The following is an 18,947-nucleotide window of genomic DNA, read 5'->3' as shown; positions in this document are numbered from 1 at the left end:
AAAGGAGTTAGTCATGGTGAGTTTAGAGAAGAACGATCGTGTAATGTTGGCGCGCCAGCTGCCATTAAAATCTGTTGCCCTGATCCTGGCCGGTGGCCGCGGTACCCGCTTAAAAGATTTAACCAACAAACGTGCCAAACCTGCTGTGCACTTTGGCGGTAAGTTCCGCATTATCGATTTTGCCTTATCCAACTGTATTAACTCCGGGATCCGCCGTATTGGCGTGATCACCCAGTACCAGTCCCACACGCTGGTGCAGCATATTCAGCGCGGCTGGTCGTTCTTTAGCGAAGAGATGAACGAGTTTGTCGATCTGCTGCCTGCCCAGCAGAGAATGCAGGGTGAAAACTGGTATCGCGGTACGGCGGATGCGGTGACCCAAAACCTGGACATCATTCGACGCTATAAAGCGGAATATGTGGTGATCCTCGCGGGCGATCATATCTACAAGCAGGACTACTCACGCATGCTGATCGACCACGTCGAGAAAGGCGCGCGTTGCACCGTGGCCTGTATGCCAGTGCCTATTGAAGAGGCCAGCGCGTTTGGCGTAATGGACGTGGACGACACCGATAAAATTATCGAGTTCGTTGAAAAACCCGCCAACCCGCCAGCCATGCCAGGTGACCCGACCAAATCTCTTGCCAGTATGGGGATCTACGTTTTCAACGCCGATTATCTATATGAATTGCTGGCGGAAGATGACCTCGATGAAAACTCCAGTCACGATTTCGGTAAAGACATTATCCCGAAAATCACCGAAGCTGGCATGGCGTATGCACATCCATTCCCGTTGTCCTGCGTGCAGTCTGACCCGGAATCCGAGCCGTACTGGCGTGACGTGGGTACGCTGGAAGCCTACTGGAAGGCGAACCTCGATCTGGCTTCGGTGACGCCTGAACTGGACATGTACGACCAGGACTGGCCAATCCGTACGCACATGGAATCGCTGCCACCGGCGAAATTTGTTCAGGACCGTTCCGGCAGCCACGGAATGACGCTGAACTCGCTGGTTTCTGGCGGATGCATAATTTCAGGTTCGGTGGTGGTGCAGTCCGTTCTGTTCCCGCGAGTGCGGGTGAATTCATTCTGTAACATTGATTCGGCAGTGTTGTTACCTGAAGTATGGGTGGGACGTTCATGTCGCTTACGTCGTTGCATTATCGACCGCGCCTGCGTTATTCCCGAAGGCATGGTGATTGGTGAAAACGCGGAAGAAGATGCGCGTCGTTTCTACCGTTCAGAGGAAGGTATTGTGCTGGTCACGCGTGAAATGCTACGCAAACTGCAGATCAAACAGGAGCGATAATGCAGGTTTTACACGTTTGTTCAGAGATGTTCCCCCTGTTAAAAACCGGGGGACTGGCGGATGTTATTGGGGCGTTACCCGCAGCGCAAATAGCGGACGGCGTGGATGCCCGCGTGCTGCTCCCGGCGTTTCCTGATATCCGTCGCGGCATTCCCGATGCGCAGGTCGTAACGCGTCGGGATACCTTCGCCGGACGTATCACGCTGCTGTTCGGGCATTTCAACGGCGTGGGTATTTACCTGATTGACGCGCCGCATCTCTATGAGCGCCCTGGTAGCCCGTATCACGACACTAACCTGTTTGCGTATACCGATAACGTGCAGCGTTTTGCATTGCTGGGCTGGGTTGGCTGTGAAATGGCCTGTGGCCTTGACCCATTCTGGCGCCCGGATGTGGTGCATGCGCACGACTGGCATGCGGGTCTGGCTCCGGCGTATCTGGCGGCGCGCGGCCATCCGGCGAAATCGGTATTCACCGTCCACAACCTGGCGTATCAAGGCATGTTTTATGCAAAGCATATGGATGACATCCAATTGCCATGGTCGTTCTTTAATGTGCACGGACTGGAGTTTAACGGGCAGATTTCGTTTTTGAAGGCAGGGTTGTACTACGCCGACCACATTACGGCGGTCAGTCCGACCTACGCGCGGGAAATTACCGAGCCGCAGTTTGCCTACGGGATGGAAGGTCTGTTGCAGCAGCGTCATCGTGAAGGCCGTCTTTCCGGCGTGCTGAACGGCGTTGATGAAAAAATCTGGAGCCCGGAAACCGATCTCCTGCTGGCATCGCGATATACGCGCGACACGCTGGAGGAGAAGGCAGAAAACAAACGTCAGCTTCAGATAGCGATGGGACTTAAGGTCAACGATAAAGTACCGCTGTTTGCTGTGGTGAGCCGTCTGACCAGTCAAAAAGGGCTGGATCTGGTGCTGGAAGCGCTGCCGGGGTTGTTAGAGCAGGGTGGACAGCTGGCATTGCTAGGCGCGGGCGATCCGGTATTACAGGAAGGATTCCTCGCCGCAGCGGCGGAACATCCAGGACAGGTGGGTGTGCAGATCGGCTATCACGAAGCCTTCTCGCACCGCATCATGGGTGGGGCCGATGTGATATTGGTTCCCAGCCGTTTTGAGCCATGTGGCTTAACGCAGTTGTATGGACTGAAGTACGGCACGCTGCCGCTGGTGCGGCGCACCGGTGGGCTGGCTGATACAGTCTCTGACAGTTCGCTGGAAAACCTGGCGGACGGTATCGCCAGTGGGTTTGTATTTGAAGATAGTAATGCCTGGTCGCTGTTACGCGCGATCCGGCGTGCTTTCGTATTGTGGTCCCGGCCTTCGCTTTGGCGGTTTGTACAACGTCAGGCCATGACCATGGATTTTAGCTGGCAAGTCGCGGCGAAGTCATACCGTGAGCTTTACTATCGCTTGAAATAGATATCCAGGAATCACCTATATGAATGCTCCATTTACTTATGCATCGCCCACACTCAGCGTAGAGGCACTTAAGCATTCTATTGCCTATAAGCTGATGTTCACGATTGGTAAGGACCCGGTCATTGCCAATAAACATGAGTGGCTGAACGCCACGTTGTTCGCGGTGCGCGACCGTCTCGTGGAGCGCTGGCTGCGTTCTAACCGTGCGCAATTATCTCAGGAAACTCGTCAGGTCTATTACCTGTCTATGGAGTTTCTGATTGGCCGCACGCTTTCCAATGCACTGTTATCGCTGGGCATTTATGACGATGTCAAAAATGCGCTGGAAGGTATGGGGTTGGATCTTGAAGATCTGATCGACGAAGAAAACGACCCAGGTCTTGGCAATGGCGGTCTCGGGCGCCTGGCGGCCTGCTTCCTGGACTCTCTGGCAACGCTGGGATTGCCGGGACGCGGTTACGGTATTCGTTATGACTACGGTATGTTCAAGCAGAACATTGTTGATGGCCGCCAGAAAGAGTCGCCGGACTACTGGCTGGAATACGGTAACCCGTGGGAATTCAAACGCCACAACACGCGCTACAAAGTGCGTTTTGGCGGGCGTATTCAGCAGGAAGGTAAGAAAACGCGCTGGATAGAAACCGAAGAGATCCTCGCGGTCGCCTACGACCAGATTATCCCCGGCTACGACACCGACGCCACCAACACGCTGCGTCTGTGGAATGCCCAGGCCAGTAGCGAGATTAATCTCGGTAAATTTAACCAGGGCGACTACTTTGCGGCTGTGGAAGATAAAAACCACTCCGAGAACGTCTCCCGCGTACTGTACCCGGACGACTCCACCTATTCAGGACGCGAGCTGCGGTTGCGCCAGGAGTATTTCCTGGTCTCCTCTACGGTGCAGGACATCCTGAACCGTCATTATCAGCTGCACAAAACCTACGACAATCTGGCGGATAAAATCGCCATTCACCTCAACGATACCCATCCGGTGCTGTCGATCCCTGAGCTGATGCGCTTACTGATCGATGAGCATAAGTTCAGTTGGGACGATGCGTTTGAGGTCTGCTGCCAGGTCTTCTCGTATACCAACCACACCTTGATGAGCGAAGCGCTGGAGACCTGGCCCGTCGATATGCTGGGCAAAATTTTGCCGCGCCATCTGCAAATCATCTTTGAAATCAACGACTACTTCCTGAAGACGTTACAGGAACAGTATCCGAACGATACAGCTCTGCTGGGGCGGACGTCGATTATCGATGAATCTAACGGCCGTCGTGTGCGTATGGCATGGCTGGCGGTGGTGGTGAGCCACAAGGTTAACGGCGTTTCCGAGCTGCACTCCAACCTGATGGTGCAGTCGCTGTTTGCTGATTTTGCGAAGATTTTCCCGACTCGCTTCTGCAACGTCACCAACGGCGTGACGCCGCGTCGCTGGCTGGCGCTGGCCAACCCGTCGCTCTCTGAAGTGCTGGATGAGAACATTGGCCGCACCTGGCGAACCGATCTCAGCCAGCTCAGCGAGCTTGAGCAGCACTGCGATTACCCACTGGTAAATCAGGCGGTGCGCCGCGCGAAGCTGGAGAATAAAAAGCGTCTGGCCACGCTCATTGCCCAGCAGCTGAACGTGGTGGTGAACCCGAAATCGCTGTTTGATGTGCAGATCAAGCGTATTCACGAATACAAACGCCAGTTGATGAACGTGCTGCATGTGATCACCCGCTACAATCGCATTAAGGCCGATCCTGATGCTGAGTGGGTACCGCGTGTGAATATCTTCGCCGGTAAAGCGGCTTCGGCTTATTACATGGCGAAACACATCATTCACCTGATCAACGACGTCGCCAAAGTGATCAACAACGATCCGCAAATTGGCGACAAGCTGAAAGTGGTGTTTATCCCCAACTACAGCGTCAGCCTGGCGCAGGTGATTATTCCTGCCGCCGACCTTTCTGAACAGATTTCTCTGGCCGGGACCGAAGCCTCCGGTACCAGTAATATGAAATTTGCTCTTAACGGTGCGCTGACCATCGGGACGCTGGACGGTGCCAACGTTGAGATGCTGGAGCATGTGGGCGCAGAAAATATCTTTATCTTTGGTAATACGGCGGAAGAGGTCGAGGCTTTACGCAGCCAGGGCTACAAGCCGCGTGAGTATTACGAGAAAGACGAAGAGCTGCACCAGGTGCTGACGCAGATCGGCAGCGGCGTATTCAGCCCTGAGGAGCCGGGACGCTATCGCGACCTGGTGGATTCGCTGATTAACTTTGGCGACCACTATCAGGTTCTGGCGGATTATCGCAGCTACGTTGATTGCCAGGATAAGGTTGATGAACTGTATCGTCACCCGGAAGAGTGGACCACCAAGTCGATGATTAATATCGCCAACATGGGGTACTTCTCGTCGGACAGGACGATCAAAGAGTACGCCGAAAACATCTGGCATATCGATTCGGTGCGGTTGTAACACACGATGCCGGGGGCGCTTCGCTTGCCCGGCCTACGTTTATGCACTCTTGTAGGCCGGATAAGGCGCTAGCCGCATCCGGCATTTTTATCAGGACGCCAGCGACAGCTGGTGTTTTTCAATGTACTCCGCCAGCCACTGGGTCATACGCGACTGCTGCTCAGCATTCAGCCACATACCTTCTTTCGTGCGACGCCACAACGCATCTTCCGCACGACGAACCCATTCATGATCGACCAGATATTTCAGTTCGGCCTCATAAAACTCATGGCCAAAGTCTTCACCTAACTCGGCAAGCGAGGTGGCTTCGCCGATAACCCATTCGGTGTTGCTGCCGTAGGTGCGAGAATAATGGCGTGCCAGCGACTCGGTCAGGAACGGGTAGCGACGGCGCAGTTTGGCCGCGTAATCTTCGCGATCGCCGCCAATGTCACCGCCTGGCAGAATGCACTCTTTCGTCCATGCCGGACCAATTCCTTGGTAGTACGATGCCAGTTTTTCCATCGCGTGCTCAGCCAGCTTACGATAGGTGGTCAGCTTACCGCCAAAGACCGACAGCAACGGCGCTTTGCCGTTTTCGTCGTGGATATCCAGCGTGTAATCACGGGTGATCGCCTGCGGTGAGTCAGACTCGTCATCGCACAGCGGACGCACGCCTGAGTAAGTCCAGACGATATCATCACGGCCCAGCTGCTTCTTAAAGTGCGCGTTGTAGACCTTCAGCAGGTAATTGATTTCGCTTTCATCAATTTTCACTGCTTTCGGATCGCCTTTGTATTCAACGTCTGTCGTCCCGATGATCGAGAATTCGTCCATCCATGGGATAACAAACACAATACGCTTATCTTCGTTTTGCAGAATATAAGCTTGCTTCTGGGTATGTACGCGCGGCACTACGATGTGGCTGCCTTTAATCAGGCGAATGCCGTACGGTGATGGCAGGTGCATACCGTCGTCGAAGAACTCTTTCACCCACGGACCGGTGGCGTTGACCAGGCCACGCGCCTGCCAGGTGTATTTTTTGCCGGTATCGATATCTTCAGCTTCAACAATCCACAAACCGTTTTCACGGCGAGCAGAAGTGGCGCGAGTGCGGGTTAATACTTCTCCGCCTTTACGTACAACCATTTGGGCGTTTGCCAAAACCAGTCGCGCATCGTCGACCCAGCAGTCAGAATATTCGAAACCGCGCACAATCTCAGGTTTCATTACGGAATCTGCGCCAAAACGCAAACCGGTAGAACTTGGCAAACTGGTGCGTTTGCCCAGATGATCGTACATAAACAAACCAATGCGGATCATCCACGCCGGACGCAGATGCGGGCGGTGGGGCAGACGAAAACGCATCGGGAAGGCGATATGCGGTGCCATTTTCAACAGCACTTCACGTTCGGCCAGCGCTTCGCTTACCAGACGAAATTCGTAGTGTTCCAGGTAGCGCAGGCCACCGTGGATGAGTTTGGAGCTAGCGGAAGAGGTGGCGCAGGCTAAATCCTGCGCTTCCAGCATCAGCACGGATAAACCGCGTCCAGCGGCATCTGCCGCGATACCGGCACCGTTGATGCCTCCACCTATCACAATCAGATCTTTGGTTTCCATGCTGGCCTCTCGCACTTTCGTTATAGCTCATTAATGTTCGTTATCGAGCATAATAGCAAAGAATCGCGCCATTGGTAACATCGGATAAACAATTTACAGTGATACATATAACATTATGGCGTTTAACTGCCGTCGGGACGTACACTAAGCAGTAACATGTCCGAAAAGCATCACCTGCCATATAAAGAAGAGAGAGCAATGGATCAGTTTGAATGTATTAATGTCGAAGAAGCGCATCAGAAGCTGCATCAGGGGAGCGCGGTGTTAGTGGATATCCGTGATCCGCAAAGCTATGCCATGGGTCATGCCCCGCAGGCGTTTCATCTGACGAACGACACGCTGGGGTCATTTATGCGCGAGCATGATTTCGACACCGCTGTGTTGGTGATGTGTTATCACGGCAACAGCAGTAAAGGCGCGGCGCAATATCTTCTTCAGCAGGGCTATGACGCGGTTTACAGCGTTGACGGCGGCTTCGACGCCTGGCATCGACATTTTCCGGCAGAAGTGGCATACGGTTCGTAAGCTAACAAAGATGCAGCCTGAAACGGGCAGGATATATATACTGTCCTCTTTTGTGTGGAATAAGCGACAGCAACTATGTTGATGATTACCTCTTTTGCTAACCCCCGCGTGGCGCAGGCATTTGTTGATTATATGGCGACACAGGGCGTTATCCTGACGATTCAACAACATCAGCAAACGGATGTCTGGCTGGCGGATGAGTCCCAAGCCGAGCGCGTGCATGCTGAACTGGCGCGATTTCTGGAGAATCCGGGCGATCCGCGCTACCTAGCGGCAAGCTGGCAGTCGGGTCAGACCGACAGCGGTCTGCACTACCAGCGTTATCCGTTCCTGGCCACATTGCGCGAACGCGCAGGCCCGGTAACCTGGTTGGTAATGGCCGCGTGTGTGCTGGTGTTTATCGCGATGAACGTGCTGGGCGACCAGGCGGTGATGCTATGGCTGGCATGGCCGTTTGACCCTTCGCTGAAATTTGAATTCTGGCGTTATTTCACCCACGCTTTTATGCACTTCTCGCTGATGCATATTCTGTTCAACCTGTTGTGGTGGTGGTATCTCGGCGGTGCGGTTGAAAAGCGTCTGGGCAGTGGAAAACTGATTGTAATTACCGTGATCAGCGCCCTGTTGAGCGGCTATGTTCAGCAGAAATTTAGCGGCCCGTGGTTTGGTGGACTGTCTGGCGTGGTATATGCGCTGATGGGCTACGTGTGGTTGCGCGGCGAGCGCGATCCGCAAAGCGGTATTTTCCTGCAGCGTGGTTTGATTATCTTTGCTTTGATCTGGATTGTTGCCGGCTGGTTTGATCTATTCGGCATGTCGATGGCGAATGGCGCTCATATCGCCGGGTTGGCCGTGGGTCTGGCAATGGCGTTTGCCGATACGATGAATGTGCGGAAACGAACTTTGTAGGCCGGATAAGCGTTAGCGCATCCGGCAAAATTTCAGGGAACACTAATGAAGCAAACACAACGACATGACGCGATCATCGAGCTGGTAAAAAAACAGGGATACGTCAGTACTGAAGAGCTGGTGGAGCATTTCTCCGTCAGCCCGCAGACGATTCGCCGCGATCTTAACGATCTGGCCGATCAGAACATGATTTTGCGCCATCACGGCGGCGCGGCGCTGCCATCCAGCTCGGTCAACACCCCGTGGCATGACCGTAAAGCGACGCAGACGGCGGAAAAAGAGCGCATTGCCCGCAAAGTTGCCACGCAGATCCCGAACGGCTCTACGCTGTTTATTGATATCGGAACCACGCCGGAAGCGGTGGCTCACGCGCTGCTTAATCACAGCAATTTACGCATTGTGACCAACAACCTCAATGTGGCGAACACGCTGATGGCGAAAGAGGATTTCCGCATAATCCTCGCCGGTGGTGAACTGCGTAGCCGCGATGGCGGTATTATGGGCGAAGCGACCCTCGACTTTATTTCTCAGTTCCGTCTGGACTTCGGCATCTTAGGGATCAGCGGCATCGACAGCGACGGTTCTCTGCTGGAGTTTGATTATCACGAAGTTCGTACCAAGCGCGCGATCATTGAGAATTCACGGCATGTGATGCTGGTGGTGGACCACTCGAAGTTTGGGCGTAACGCGATGGTGAATATGGGCAGCATCAGCATGGTGGATGCGGTGTATACCGACACGCTGCCGCCTGCTGGTGTGATGCAGGTGATTGCTGACCATCATATCCAGTTAGAGCTGTGCTAAGGTAATTCCAGGCCTGATAAGCGTTGCGTATCAGGCATTAACTAAACGCCGTACCCCATCATCTTCAGCAGCTTCTGCGCATGTTGTACCGCATCCTGGCGATGTGCGACGCCGAGCTTTTGGTACAAATTGCGGATGTGCGTCTTGATGGTCGTTGCCGCGACGGCCAGCTCTCCGGCGATCTGCTCGTTGCTGTAGCCCGAATAAATCAGTCCCAGAACCTGCCATTCGCGCTGGGTCAGCGGGCTGGTGCGGATAAGCTCCGGCACTTCCGGGTGAGTAAGCAGACGCTCAACGAATCCTTCATCGAAGTGGGCAAATTTATGGCGGTGGTGCTGGTTAATCTCACGCAAAATGCGCTGGGCGCGGTGCTGATCGAGTTCCGGTAAGGTATTGAGCTGAATCAGCTGACGCAGTTGTTGCGCCATGGCCTCGCCTTCGATAACAAAGTGGCTGATAAACCCGGTGCGGTTCGCCAGCTGTAGGGCGTCGAGTAACACACGCTGGGCGTCATTTTTGCGCCCTGCCTGCCAGTAGAGCTGATTAAGCAGCAACAGGTTGCGGTTCAGATCGCTCATCAGGCGCAGGTTGCGCGCATTTTCATTCAACTCTTCCAGCACAATCTCAGCCGGTTCAAACTCGCCGAGCAGGATTTGTGCACGAGCGATGTTGCGCCACTGGCTTTGCAGGAAGTGGTTATTGGCGAATTCTGGTTTCGGCGTGTGGCGCAGCCAGTTGGCGGCCGAGTTTTTGTCGCCCACCATTTGCCAGTAAATCACCCGCACCTTATCGGCGTTGGAGATCCAGTCGCTGTGATAGTGACCGTTACCCAGCAGGTTTTCCAGGCGGTTGAGCAGGCTGCGAGCGTTATCGAGATCGCCCCGCGCCAGTGAACACTGAACCAGCAACGCCAGACACTGTAGCTGTTGCTGCGGCTGGAAAGTGGAAAGCAGTTCAATACCGCTACGGGCAGAGGCTTCTGATTCGTCCAGACGCGCCCATGCCCACAGTAGTTGTGCGCGAATACGTACCAGGAATTCGTGCATCGGCAGCTGTTCCAGGTGCTGTTCTTTGATCAGTTGGAACGCTTTTTCCTGAGTTTCCCAGGCGGCCTGTAAAAAGCCCTGGGCAAACAAAATTTCGCTTTGCTGGATAAGACTCCACAGTGCGTAATGCCAGACGTCATGATGGCGCGCCATTTGCTCGGTTTGCTGCATCAACGCCAGAGAGCGTGTGAGATCGCCCTTACAGTGCAGGACTTCGCCGTGCACCGAGGTGGCGACGATCCGGCTATAGAACCAGGCGATGGGTAACTCATCCAGCGCCAGTTTCGCCAGGCGTTCGGCTTCGTCAGGGTTGCCGTCGTTAATCGCTACCTGCGCCCGTAAAGCGTTGAATTCGGCGTGCAGTGTCGGCTCCATGTCGCCTTTCATTTCCTGCTCTGCGCGCGCCAGCAAGGTGTTAACCTCTCCGTAGCGGTGCTGGCTTTGCATCAGCCAGGCTTGCAACAGAACCAGACGCGGATTTTCCAGCAGGTTTTCCCACGGCAGGGCTTTCAGCGACTCTTCCAGTAACGTCAGCTCGCTATGGTTAAACAGTCCCCACGCATGATTAAGCAGGATATCGCGTAGCATATGGGCGTCGCCGGCCGCCAGCGCGTGGTGGATAGCTTCGCTGGGGAAGCCTTGCGCCATCCAGCTTTCAGCTGCGGCGCGGTGTATTTCAGGCAGTTCGTTCGCCAGTTCCCATTGGCAGCGCTGGCGTAAAAAGCTACCAAACAGCGGGTGATAACTGAACCACTCGCCAACGTCATCCATCCGTTGCAGGAATAACCCCTGGCGCTCAATTTCTTCCAGCCGCATCTGGCCGTTTTCTTCCCCGGTAACGCGGACGATTAGCGCATCGTTCATGGAACGCAGAATGGCGCTTTTCAGCAGGAAGTGACGGGTACCGAGGTCAACGCTGTCCAGCACTTCATCAACCAGATAATCGGACAGATGGCTGGCGTTGATCCCGGCGAGGCGACGTGCCGACTGGTGAGCGGAGTTATTGTTCTGGCGGGCGGAAAGGGCGATCAGTTGTAATGCCGTGGCCCAGCCAGCAACGTCATCGCACATCCGGCTGCTTTCAGCTGCTTCGATGGGGGAGGACAAACGTCGGTCGAAAAATTGTTTGGCTTCCTGATGGTTAAAGGCCAGCTGTTGACTGCCTATCTCCAGCAGTTGATCGCGCACCCGCAGGTTGGCAATACCCAACTGCGGCAGGTTGCGCGACAGCACGACCAGCGTGAGGTTCTCAGGCTGATGACGCAGGAAGAAACGCATCGCTTCGTGAATGGCCGGATTAGAGATCAGATGATAATCATCTACTACCAGGTAGAGCGGGCGGTGCCACTCGGCCAGTTCGATAAATAGCTGGGCAAACAGTGACGTCAGGCTGGCGTACTGACGTTTTTGCACCATTGCTTCACTGGTGGTGCAGTGTCCACCTGTTGCCTGTTGGATAGCGGCGATCAGATAACTGGCAAAGCGCTCTTGCTGATTATCGCCCTCATCCAGAGAATACCAGCCTAAATCATTTTTCCCTGCCGCCCATTGTGAAACCAGCGTCGTTTTTCCATAACCAGCAGGACTTGTTATCAGGGCAAGCCTGAAATTGTTCGCGCCGGAAAGTTTAGCCAACAGGCGCTCACGAACCACCGTATGGTCGAGTCGAACCGGACGACTTAATTTAGACGGAATCAACATAAGTTAGTCACTTCACTGTGTGAAAATAGGGAAGAATGATTTTTTTTGCGCTTCGTAATTAATAGATATAAGGTCGGCCAGATTAAGATTTATTGCAAGTTATGTCCGGGATTGGACTGTCTTATTTTGCGCTATGTCACAAATTCTTAAGATGATAGACACCTACTGAAACCGGTGTCAGGATGCGCGGCTGTTGAAGTGTTTGACCAAGGGCGGCGATTGAACCCCTTCTGACGAAGCATGATTTGCTGTTATAGAATTATCTTAATTGTTACTGTTGGTGATAATTTTTAATGTAAATCATTGGTGACTATAGATTTTGCAGAGTTCTATACTCATTTTCTTTGAAAATAACGATTCAATTCCTTAAATGAATAAAAGTATGATGAATCCGTTACCACAAGCCACGTTTATCTACGATAGTTTTACACAGTTCGATATCTGTAACGTAGAAATCATGAAGCTTCTTCTGGGGGCAGGATGTGTATGATAATCCAAACAATAAAAAAGGAACGAAACAGTTAGCAATAACGCCAATAATAAAGGAAAAAGTGATGGCAGTGAGTACCAAACTTTCATAAGGATTGGGAAGTGAACGGTACTGTGCATCTTTACTCAGTAAAATTCTGACGACAGCAATCATTGTATAACTTATTAGTGGTACTGAACCTATCAGTGCGCATGTCTTATCATAAGAGATAATATCGCCCATTTTTATTAATGATAAAAATTCAGTCATCGTCCTTCCAAATAACAAACTGTAAATGACAGCGGTTAAAAAAATAATCACAAAAAAAGCCCAGATTCGTAAGTGTATTTTTTTCATGTCATCTTTTCTAGAACGAGTAAAAATATTGAGAATTGAATCCATAATCAGAACCTCTTCTTTCCATTTTACGGAAATATTCACGGATTCTTGTTTTTAATTCTACAGATAGTCCAATATCATCCTCAATATGATTTAACCTATTATTAAGGTATAACCCTAAGGCTATTATAAAAAAAGTAGTTACAATGATGGGTGAACTGGCGAGAGCAAGCCCTCCAGCAATGACCCCAATCACTACCCCCGACACCACCGCCTTTGCAGCATCCATTGAGATATCTACCAAAAAATCCACCAGATCATAATCAGACTTAAAAATCAGTTCAATTGCCCGCCAGGCAAGTGAGAAGTAGATGCAGTATTTGACACCATTTCGGATATTGTTATAAAGCCCACGTTTACCCAATGCCATTTCCAGCATCTGTGGATGGCTTGCTCCGTAGCGGGTTCCGTTAAGAATCCGGCGCAGGGCGGGATACCCGGTAATTTTGATATAGGTTTTACCGCCGATTTTGTATTCAATAGCTTTAATGCGGATTGCACTGAAATTAAAGACCAACTCCTGTGCGGAATTGTAATAGGTAGTAAGCTTAGAGAGACTGCGGAAGCCATCCAGGCCATCTTTGAAGTTGCCGGGTGCTGCGCGGTAGGAAAAAAATTTATCCACTCCGCCGATTAAATCGTCCGTCACCTGCTGTGCTTCTTCGAGAGTGAGCAGAAGGATGTGATGACTTTGCGTGATAAATGAGCCATCCATAAAGGCCATATCGCGCTGCACAGGGTTCATGGTATGCCAGCTATTAAAATCTCTTGCCTGCGGTCGTTCGTCCCGAAACCTGAGTGAGTTGCCATTTAACATGGAGTTACGTTTACGCATGATTTTTCCTTATCAAGAGATGTCTGGCGTCAGAAAGTTCGTTCACTCCACAAACTATAAGCGCTGGTACTTGCCATGCAGTGTTCCCAACTAATCGATTCATAAATAAAGGAAACGCGTTCTTGTGCTTCGTTTCCGTTTTCAATGATATTGTGAGGGACTATTAATTTAATGTTTGATATATGTGCTTTGAATAATTTAATTTTATAATAGACTTCTTGCATTCCTGTTGGTGTGGTTCGATAGAGGAATATTTCGCACTCCAGCGTTTCGTTATCGTTGATCGCTTTGTTCAGCAAAGGGGACGAACGATCAACAGGTTTGATAATCTGGAGTTCGTGGTGATTAACGTTCTGCTGACGCGTTGTTTCATGCTCAAGTCCATAAATCATAATTTGGTTGAGATGGTTTGTCTGAGATTTATTTCCTATAGAGTACCTGGAGCCGCAGTTTTCGGAAATATTACCCTGTAATTCACCTTTCAGAGTAATCCAAGATAAGTTTGCCATATATATCCTTGGATAGTATTTGTTTGATTTATTTTTATGTCGAAGATTTATCTTAGTGTGCTCTTGAATTATTTTGATTTCAACCGTCTTGTTATTTTAAAAATAGCGGCTGTAGTAATTGTTGTAAAAATTATAATTATTAATTTGTCATCTCGTCTTGCAAGGTATTATGCTGATTCTTGTCAAATCAGGCGAGGCGTCTCAGGTACAGTGCACTGCGAAGTCAGTCGATTTATTGGCGTAGTTGGTAATAATAAAGTGGCGGCGATCACACTTTTATGCTCATCCCCGCTCCTCCTCCCTCCCTAATCCGTGCCAGGATGAGGAATGTCAACAACGAGCCAGGCAAACTAGCGATAACGTTGTTTTATTACCTAAGGATCTGGAACCCCTATGTCACAGCCTACTTTCAACAAAGATCAATTTCAGGCTGCCCTGACGCGTCAGTGGCAGCGCTTCGGTTTACTGTCGGCTCAAGAAATGACGTCGCGCCAGTGGTGGCAGGCAGTGAGTGGGGCGTTGGCTGAGTTACTCAGCGCCCAGCCTGCGGCGAAACCGGCAAAAAATCAGCGTCACGTTAACTACATCTCGATGGAGTTTTTGATTGGTCGCCTGACCGGCAACAATTTACTCAACCTCGGCTGGTATCAGGTGGTGAGCGATGAGCTGAAAGCGCATGACGTCAACCTGACTGATCTGCTGGAAGAAGAGATCGATCCGGCGTTGGGTAACGGTGGATTGGGACGCCTGGCGGCCTGCTTCCTTGATTCGATGGCGACAGTCGGCCAGTCGGCGACGGGCTATGGCCTCAACTACCAGTACGGCCTGTTCCGTCAGTCGTTTGCCGATGGCCAACAGATGGAAGCCCCGGATGACTGGCATCGCGGCAGCTACCCGTGGTTCCGTCACAACGAGGCGCTGGACGTGCAGGTTGGGATTGGCGGCAAAGTCACCAAAGAAGGGCACTGGGAGCCTGCGTTTACCATCACCGGCCAGGCATGGGATCTGCCGGTTCTCGGTTACCGCAACGGTGTAGCGCAACCGCTTCGTCTGTGGCAGGCCAGCCACGCGCACCCGTTTAACCTGACCAAATTTAATGACGGCGATTTCCTGCGCGCAGAGCAGCAGGGCATCGACGCTGAAAAACTGACGAAAGTGCTGTACCCGAACGATAACCACACCGCGGGTAAAAAGCTGCGCCTTATGCAGCAGTACTTCCAGTGCGCCTGCTCCGTAGCCGACATTCTGCGCCGCCATCATCTGGCAGGGCGTAAGCTGCACGAACTGGCTGATTACGAAGTCATTCAACTTAACGATACTCACCCGACTATCGCGATCCCTGAACTGCTGCGCGTGCTGATTGATGAGCACCAGATGAGCTGGGACGATGCGTGGGCGATTACCAGCAAGACCTTCGCTTACACCAACCACACCCTGATGCCGGAAGCGTTAGAGTGCTGGGATGAGAAACTGGTGAAAGCACTCCTGCCGCGCCACATGCAAATCATCAAAGAAATTAACGACCGCTTTAAGACGTTGGTTGATAAAACCTGGCCGGGTGATGCTGAAGTCTGGGCGAAGCTGGCAGTGGTGCACAATAAACAGGTGCGTATGGCCAACATGTGCGTGGTCAGCGGTTTTGCGGTCAACGGCGTGGCGGCGCTGCACTCCGATCTGGTGGTGAAAGATCTGTTCCCGGAATATCACCAGCTCTGGCCGAACAAATTCCATAACGTCACTAACGGGATTACTCCGCGTCGCTGGATTAAGCAATGCAACCCGGCGCTTGCCGCACTGCTGGATAAATCGCTGAAAAAAGAGTGGGCTAACGACCTTGACCAGCTGATTAACCTGGAAAAATACGCGGACGATGCGAAGTTCCGTCAGCAGTATCGTGACATCAAGCTGGCAAACAAAGAGCGTCTGGTGAAGTTTATTAAAGCGCGTACCGGTATTGAAATAACGACTAACGCTATCTTTGATATTCAGATTAAACGTCTTCATGAGTACAAGCGCCAGCACCTCAATCTGCTGCATATTCTGGCGTTGTACAAAGAAATTCGTGAGAACCCGCAGGCAGATCGCGTGCCGCGCGTATTCTTGTTTGGCGCAAAGGCTGCTCCGGGTTACTACCTGGCGAAAAATATCATCTTCGCCATCAACCAGGTTGCACAAACCATCAATAACGACCCGACAGTCGGCGACAAGCTGAAGGTTGTCTTCCTGCCGGATTATTGTGTCTCGGCGGCGGAAATGCTGATCCCGGCGGCGGATATCTCTGAGCAGATTTCAACCGCAGGGAAAGAGGCTTCCGGCACCGGTAACATGAAGCTGGCGCTGAACGGTGCGTTAACCGTAGGTACGCTGGATGGCGCAAACGTCGAAATCGCCGAGAAGGTGGGTGACGAGAATATCTTTATCTTTGGTCATACCGTGGAAGAGGTGAAGGCGCTCAAAGCCAAAGGCTACGACCCGGTGAAATGGCGTAAAAAAGACAAAGTGCTGGATGCTGTCCTGAAAGAGCTGGAAAGCGGGAAATACAGCGATGGCGACAAGCATGCCTTTGACCAGATGCTGCACAGTATCGGCAAGCAGGGCGGCGACCCGTATCTGGTGATGGTGGACTTCGCGGCCTACGTTGAAGCTCAGAAGCAGGTTGACGTGTTGTATCGTGACCAGGACGCCTGGACCCGGGCGGCGATTCTGAATACCGCGCGTTGCGGCATGTTCAGCTCGGATCGCTCCATCCGCGATTATCAGGCTCGTATCTGGCAGGCGAAACGTTAAGGAATCGCGATGGAAAGCAAACGTCTGGATAATGCCGCGCTGGCGGCGGGGATCAGCCCCAATTACATTAATGCCCACGGTAAACTGCAGTCTATTGGCGCCGAAACCAAACGGCGTTTGCTTGACGCCATGCATCGCACCACCGCTGCCACTCAGGTGGCGGTAACCCCGGTGCCGAATGTCATGGTCTATACCGCTGGCAAGAAAATGCCGCTGGCGGTTGAGGGAAGCGGAGAGTTTAACTGGCTGCTGACCACCGAAGAGGGCGTGCAGCACAAAGGGCATGCCGTCGGCGGTAAATCTTTTAACCTTCCGGCGAAGCTGCCGGAGGGGTATCACACGTTGACCCTGACCCAGGGCGAGCTGCGTTCCCATTGTCGTATCATCGTGGCACCAAAGCGCTGCTATGAACCGCAGGCGTTGTTAGCCGGGCAGAAGCTGTGGGGCGCATGCGTTCAGCTCTACACCCTGCGATCGGAAAATAACTGGGGGATTGGCGACTTCGGCGATCTCCGGACCATGCTGGTGGATGTGGCGCAACGCGGCGGCGCGTTTATCGGGCTTAATCCGATTCACGCGCTGTATCCGGCGAATCCGGAGAGTGCCAGCCCGTACAGCCCGTCGTCGCGTCGCTGGTTGAACGTTATTTATATTGATGTAAACGCCGTAGATGATTTCCGTCTGAGTAAAGAGGCGCAGGCGTGGTGGAAGAAACCCGCGACTCAGCAAGCTCAGCAACGCGCGCGCGATGCCGAGTGGGTTGATTATTCTGCCGTTACCGCACTGAAGATGACGGCGCTACGTATGGCGTGGAAAAGCTTCTCTGCGCGTGATGATGAGCAGATGGCGGCATTTCGCCAGTTTGTGGCTCAGGAAGGGGGTAGCCTCTACTGGCAGGCGGCCTTTGATGCGCTGCATGCGCATCAGGTGAAAGAGGACGCATTGCGCTGGGGCTGGCCGGTGTGGCCAGAAGCTTTTCAGTCAGTGGACTCGCCAGAGGTAAAACGCTTCTGCGAAGAACATCGTGATGACGTAGATTTCTACCTGTGGTTACAGTGGCTGGCGTATACCCAGTTTGCTGACTGCTGGAAAACCAGCCAGGGCTTTGCAATGCCAATAGGGCTGTATCGCGACCTGGCCGTTGGCGTGGCCGAAGGCGGGGCGGAAACCTGGTGCGACCGCGAGTTGTATTGCCTGAAAGCTTCAGTTGGCGCGCCGCCGGATATTCTCGGTCCGCTTGGGCAAAACTGGGGACTGCCGCCGATGGATCCGCACATCATCACGGCACGTGCTTACGAACCGTTTATCGAACTGCTGCGCGCCAATATGCAGAACTGCGGCGCGTTGCGTATCGACCATGTCATGTCGATGCTGCGTCTGTGGTGGATCCCTTACGGTGAAACAGCCGATCACGGTGCCTACGTGCATTATCCGGTCGACGATCTGCTGTCAATTCTGGCGCTGGAGAGTAAACGTCACCACTGCATGGTGATTGGTGAAGATCTGGGTACCGTGCCGGTGGAGATCGTCAGCAAGCTGCGTGACAGTGGCGTCTACTCCTACAAAGTGCTTTATTTTGAGAATGACCATGAGAAAAACTTCCGTGCGCCGAAAGCGTACCCGGAACAATCAATGGCAGTCGCGGCGACGCATGACCTTCCTACGCTTAAAGGTTATTGGGATAGCGGCGATCTGACGCTGGGTAAAGCACTGGGCCTGTATCCGGATGAAGTCGTGCTGCGCGGGTTGTATCAGGACCGGGAACTGGCGAAACAGGGGCTGCTGGACGCGCTGCACAAATACGGCTGCCTGCCAAAACGTGCCGGTCACAAGGCGTCCCTGATGTCGATGACGCCGATTCTGAATCGCGGCATGCAACGCTACATCGCTGACAGCAACAGTGCGCTACTGGGCCTGCAACCGGAAGACTGGCTGGATATGGCTGAGCCGGTCAACATTCCGGGGACCAGCGACCAGTACAAAAACTGGCGGCGTAAGCTCACCGCCACGCTGGAACAGATGTTCGCCGATGAAGGCGTGAATAAGCTGATTAAGGATTTGGATAAGCGGCGAAAAGCGGCCGCGAAGAAGAAGTAAAAAAGCCGGGGATTTCCCCGGCTTTTTTATGGTGATGGCTCGTAGCTCGTAGGCCTGA

At 52.6% G+C, this 18,947-nt stretch carries 13 protein-coding genes; 8 read left to right on the top strand and 5 right to left on the bottom strand.

Annotation, left to right across the window (positions count from 1 at the left end):
- Positions 1-13: 13 nt before the first annotated feature.
- From glgC to glgP, 3 genes are read left to right on the top strand one after another with little or no spacing between them, the layout of a single operon-like run.
- Positions 14-1,309, top strand: coding sequence for a glucose-1-phosphate adenylyltransferase (glgC, locus tag OGY67_RS22080; RefSeq protein ID WP_003827621.1), 1,296 nt, complete (start codon positions 14-16; stop codon positions 1,307-1,309).
- Positions 1,309-2,742 carry a glycogen synthase GlgA gene (glgA, locus tag OGY67_RS22075; protein WP_286574504.1) on the top strand — a complete coding sequence of 478 codons (1,434 nt, stop codon included), beginning with the start codon at positions 1,309-1,311 and terminating at the stop codon, positions 2,740-2,742. Before glgC ends, glgA begins: the two co-directional genes overlap by 1 nt.
- A 19-nt stretch (positions 2,743-2,761) precedes the next feature.
- Positions 2,762-5,209 carry a glycogen phosphorylase gene (glgP, locus tag OGY67_RS22070; protein ID WP_048215392.1) on the top strand — a complete coding sequence of 816 codons (2,448 nt, stop codon included), beginning with the start codon at positions 2,762-2,764 and terminating at the stop codon, positions 5,207-5,209.
- Positions 5,210-5,299: 90 nt separating this feature from the next.
- Here the strand turns inward: glgP and glpD are convergent, their stop codons facing one another.
- Positions 5,300-6,808, bottom strand: a complete 1,509-nt coding sequence (gene glpD / locus OGY67_RS22065; RefSeq protein WP_008786343.1) for a glycerol-3-phosphate dehydrogenase — start codon at positions 6,806-6,808, stop codon at positions 5,300-5,302.
- A 198-nt stretch (positions 6,809-7,006) separates the two neighbouring features.
- Between glpD and glpE the strand changes: the two genes are divergently transcribed.
- The 3 genes from glpE (at position 7,007) to OGY67_RS22050 (ending at position 9,046) form a co-directional block, all read left to right on the top strand.
- Entirely contained in the window at positions 7,007-7,333 is a 327-nt protein-coding gene (gene glpE, locus OGY67_RS22060) for a thiosulfate sulfurtransferase GlpE (protein ID WP_003827629.1), read from the top strand.
- 75 nt (positions 7,334-7,408) lie between these two features.
- The gene (gene glpG, locus OGY67_RS22055; protein ID WP_032945236.1) at positions 7,409-8,242 is read left to right on the top strand and encodes a rhomboid family intramembrane serine protease GlpG; all 834 of its coding nucleotides are present in this window, start codon (positions 7,409-7,411) and stop codon (positions 8,240-8,242) included.
- A 45-nt stretch (positions 8,243-8,287) separates the two neighbouring features.
- A complete protein-coding gene (locus OGY67_RS22050; protein WP_003023499.1) occupies positions 8,288-9,046 on the top strand; it encodes a DeoR/GlpR family transcriptional regulator in 759 nt (252 codons plus the stop codon).
- A 41-nt stretch (positions 9,047-9,087) separates the two neighbouring features.
- Here OGY67_RS22050 and malT read toward each other — a convergent pair whose 3' ends face one another.
- The 4 genes from malT to OGY67_RS22030 form a co-directional block, all read right to left on the bottom strand.
- A complete protein-coding gene (malT, locus tag OGY67_RS22045) occupies positions 9,088-11,793 on the bottom strand; it encodes an HTH-type transcriptional regulator MalT (RefSeq protein WP_286574503.1) in 2,706 nt (901 codons plus the stop codon).
- A 394-nt stretch (positions 11,794-12,187) separates the two neighbouring features.
- The gene (locus tag OGY67_RS22040) at positions 12,188-12,664 is read right to left on the bottom strand and encodes a DUF1240 domain-containing protein (protein WP_032945233.1); all 477 of its coding nucleotides are present in this window, start codon (positions 12,662-12,664) and stop codon (positions 12,188-12,190) included.
- A complete protein-coding gene (locus OGY67_RS22035) occupies positions 12,630-13,496 on the bottom strand; it encodes a hypothetical protein (protein ID WP_032945232.1) in 867 nt (288 codons plus the stop codon). Before OGY67_RS22035 ends, OGY67_RS22040 begins: the two co-directional genes overlap by 35 nt.
- 29 nt (positions 13,497-13,525) lie before the next feature.
- A complete protein-coding gene (locus tag OGY67_RS22030) occupies positions 13,526-14,005 on the bottom strand; it encodes an Hcp family type VI secretion system effector (protein ID WP_103014726.1) in 480 nt (159 codons plus the stop codon).
- A gap of 393 nt (positions 14,006-14,398) precedes the next feature.
- Here OGY67_RS22030 and malP point away from each other — a divergent pair, with 393 nt between their 5' ends.
- Both malP and malQ read left to right on the top strand, forming a co-directional pair.
- A complete protein-coding gene (gene malP, locus OGY67_RS22025) occupies positions 14,399-16,792 on the top strand; it encodes a maltodextrin phosphorylase (RefSeq protein WP_286574502.1) in 2,394 nt (797 codons plus the stop codon).
- A gap of 9 nt (positions 16,793-16,801) precedes the next feature.
- The gene (gene malQ / locus OGY67_RS22020) at positions 16,802-18,889 is read left to right on the top strand and encodes a 4-alpha-glucanotransferase (RefSeq protein ID WP_286574500.1); all 2,088 of its coding nucleotides are present in this window, start codon (positions 16,802-16,804) and stop codon (positions 18,887-18,889) included.
- The last annotated feature ends 58 nt before the right edge of the window (positions 18,890-18,947 follow it).

It is taken from the genome of Citrobacter sp. Cpo015, assembly GCF_030333035.1.
In the GTDB taxonomy this organism is placed as follows: Bacteria; Pseudomonadota; Gammaproteobacteria; order Enterobacterales; family Enterobacteriaceae; genus Citrobacter; species Citrobacter portucalensis.
This window is presented reverse-complemented; position numbering and strand designations above follow the sequence as displayed.

Coding starts and splice junctions, on each gene's coding strand:
- glgC (WP_003827621.1), top strand. CDS start 14: ATGGTGAGTTTAGAGAAGAACGATCGTGTAATGTTGGCGCGCCAGCTG.
- glgA (WP_286574504.1), top strand. CDS start 1,309: ATGCAGGTTTTACACGTTTGTTCAGAGATGTTCCCCCTGTTAAAAACC.
- glgP (WP_048215392.1), top strand. CDS start 2,762: ATGAATGCTCCATTTACTTATGCATCGCCCACACTCAGCGTAGAGGCA.
- glpD (WP_008786343.1), bottom strand. CDS start 6,808: ATGGAAACCAAAGATCTGATTGTGATAGGTGGAGGCATCAACGGTGCC.
- glpE (WP_003827629.1), top strand. CDS start 7,007: ATGGATCAGTTTGAATGTATTAATGTCGAAGAAGCGCATCAGAAGCTG.
- glpG (WP_032945236.1), top strand. CDS start 7,409: ATGTTGATGATTACCTCTTTTGCTAACCCCCGCGTGGCGCAGGCATTT.
- OGY67_RS22050 (WP_003023499.1), top strand. CDS start 8,288: ATGAAGCAAACACAACGACATGACGCGATCATCGAGCTGGTAAAAAAA.
- malT (WP_286574503.1), bottom strand. CDS start 11,793: ATGTTGATTCCGTCTAAATTAAGTCGTCCGGTTCGACTCGACCATACG.
- OGY67_RS22040 (WP_032945233.1), bottom strand. CDS start 12,664: ATGGATTCAATTCTCAATATTTTTACTCGTTCTAGAAAAGATGACATG.
- OGY67_RS22035 (WP_032945232.1), bottom strand. CDS start 13,496: ATGCGTAAACGTAACTCCATGTTAAATGGCAACTCACTCAGGTTTCGG.
- OGY67_RS22030 (WP_103014726.1), bottom strand. CDS start 14,005: ATGGCAAACTTATCTTGGATTACTCTGAAAGGTGAATTACAGGGTAAT.
- malP (WP_286574502.1), top strand. CDS start 14,399: ATGTCACAGCCTACTTTCAACAAAGATCAATTTCAGGCTGCCCTGACG.
- malQ (WP_286574500.1), top strand. CDS start 16,802: ATGGAAAGCAAACGTCTGGATAATGCCGCGCTGGCGGCGGGGATCAGC.